3 protein-coding genes are annotated in these 1,610 nt (G+C 55.7%); all 3 read left to right on the forward strand.

Features of this window, described 5'->3' with window-relative positions; all coding sequences use genetic code 11:
* The first annotated feature begins 119 nt into the window (after positions 1 to 119).
* From K336_RS20295 to K336_RS18840, 3 genes are read left to right on the forward strand one after another with little or no spacing between them, the layout of a single operon-like run.
* The gene (locus K336_RS20295) at positions 120 to 404 is read left to right on the forward strand and encodes an integrase core domain-containing protein (protein WP_081660864.1); all 285 of its coding nucleotides are present in this window, start codon (positions 120 to 122) and stop codon (positions 402 to 404) included.
* Between the two features lie 18 nt (positions 405 to 422).
* Positions 423 to 887: a hypothetical protein gene (locus K336_RS19485; protein ID WP_211223518.1), complete on the forward strand. Its 465-nt coding sequence runs from the start codon at positions 423 to 425 to the stop codon at positions 885 to 887.
* Positions 887 to 1,252 carry a hypothetical protein gene (locus K336_RS18840; RefSeq protein WP_155945125.1) on the forward strand — a complete coding sequence of 122 codons (366 nt, stop codon included), beginning with the start codon at positions 887 to 889 and terminating at the stop codon, positions 1,250 to 1,252. Before K336_RS19485 ends, K336_RS18840 begins: the two co-directional genes overlap by 1 nt.
* Positions 1,253 to 1,610: the final 358 nt, after the last annotated feature.

Raw genomic sequence — 1,610 nt, forward strand, 5'->3', positions numbered from 1 at the left:
CGGACTCGTCGCCGAGGCCTCGGTCATGGCCGCGCCGGGCCTGTCCACCGATCCGTGGTGTCACGGTCTTTCACTCGGGTCGGGGGGCTCGATGCACGTCGGCCGGATGCACGGGGTTCATGACCGACCGCGGGGTTCTCCCGTCCGTCGGGCGGACCGGCAGCTGCTATGACAATGCCGCCGCCGAGTCGTTCAACGCGGTCTCGAGGGAAGAACTCGTGAACCGTAAGGTCCACTCGACCCGAAACCATGCAATCCGGGACGTGACAGCCCGGACCGGGTCACGATGCGATCGCAAGCGTCTCCACTCGGCGATCGACCACCGGACCCCCGACCAAGCCGACACAGAATGGAGACAACAGCACAAGGCAGCAGCCCGAGACCACCCATCAACCACTGCCTGAAAAACCTACATCACTCCAGTGGTGTCGATCCAGGCCACCGGACGAACCGAGACCGTCCACAACCTCGCCATCACCGGCCACCACAACTACCACGTCACCACCACCACCGGACAACCCATCCTCGTCCACAACAACACCAACCCCAACAGATGCGGACCAGTGGAGCCCTACGAAGTAGGGACCTACAATGACCTGAAAGCACGATCGGTCACTGGTGATGGTCTCGACATACACCATGTTCCTCAAGCTCACGCAGCCGAACAGGTAATCGACGGCTACGACAGAAAAACAGGAACCGCGATCGCACTTCCCAAGAAAAAGCACATGATAATCCCCACTAAACGTGGAAACGTTAACTGCACCCCCGAGCATCAACTGGCAGGTGACATACAAGATCTCACAACTTACACAAGGGCCCCATCTTCAGCGATTCAAGATATTGATGAACTGGCGAGTAAAACCTATGGAATTGGAGGAGATTAATGACTGGTCGTGATTATACTCAAGTCGAAGAATTTATGGAGATGATTGTCAAGTGGGTATTCAGACCAGCCATTTCGGATGCCATTGAATTGATCGAGGATCCCCCGGGGAGAAAGCCACATACTTCACTTGTTTCCTTAAACGAATGGTATTCGATTCTCTCCGCCCAAGAGAAGGAGTTGGTCCGTAAGGTCGCAACCCAGGCTGCCGATGCCGCCCTTTTCGGATTGTTTTGTGCTTTTGATGGGGTTCGGAATATCGGTCTCAATGGTGAAATTAAGATTGTCGAGGACGGGCATGTCTTGAACGACAATCTTAATCTGCATGAGATCTACAGATCAATCGCTACCGACATTTTCGAGTGACAATGAGGCTTATTCACAGAGTTCACCGAGGGGGCTTCGACCAGGGACAATGATCATAATCTAACTCCTGTGAACATACCTCAATTTATTGACAATTGGATAATTGTCACCTGACGGCGCAGGACAGTTGGGCACCTGGGAAGCTTATTCAAAACTCTTGATAACCCCAGCTCTATGGCCGGCATGAAACGGAACCGTGTTTTTCGTGGGTTTCCTGTGCTGTTTCGGATGCGGTGGGGGCGTGCGGGTCGGGGTCGCCCCGGAGGAGACCGCCGTCCTGGTCGGGTGGAGGAGGCGTTCCGGCAGTCGCGTGCTCGCCGGGATGAAGGCCGAGGCGGTCCTGCACGCCTCCCGTGGC

Source organism: Propionibacterium acidifaciens DSM 21887 (genome assembly GCF_000426605.1).
Lineage (GTDB): Bacteria > Actinomycetota > Actinomycetes > Propionibacteriales > Propionibacteriaceae > Propionibacterium > Propionibacterium acidifaciens.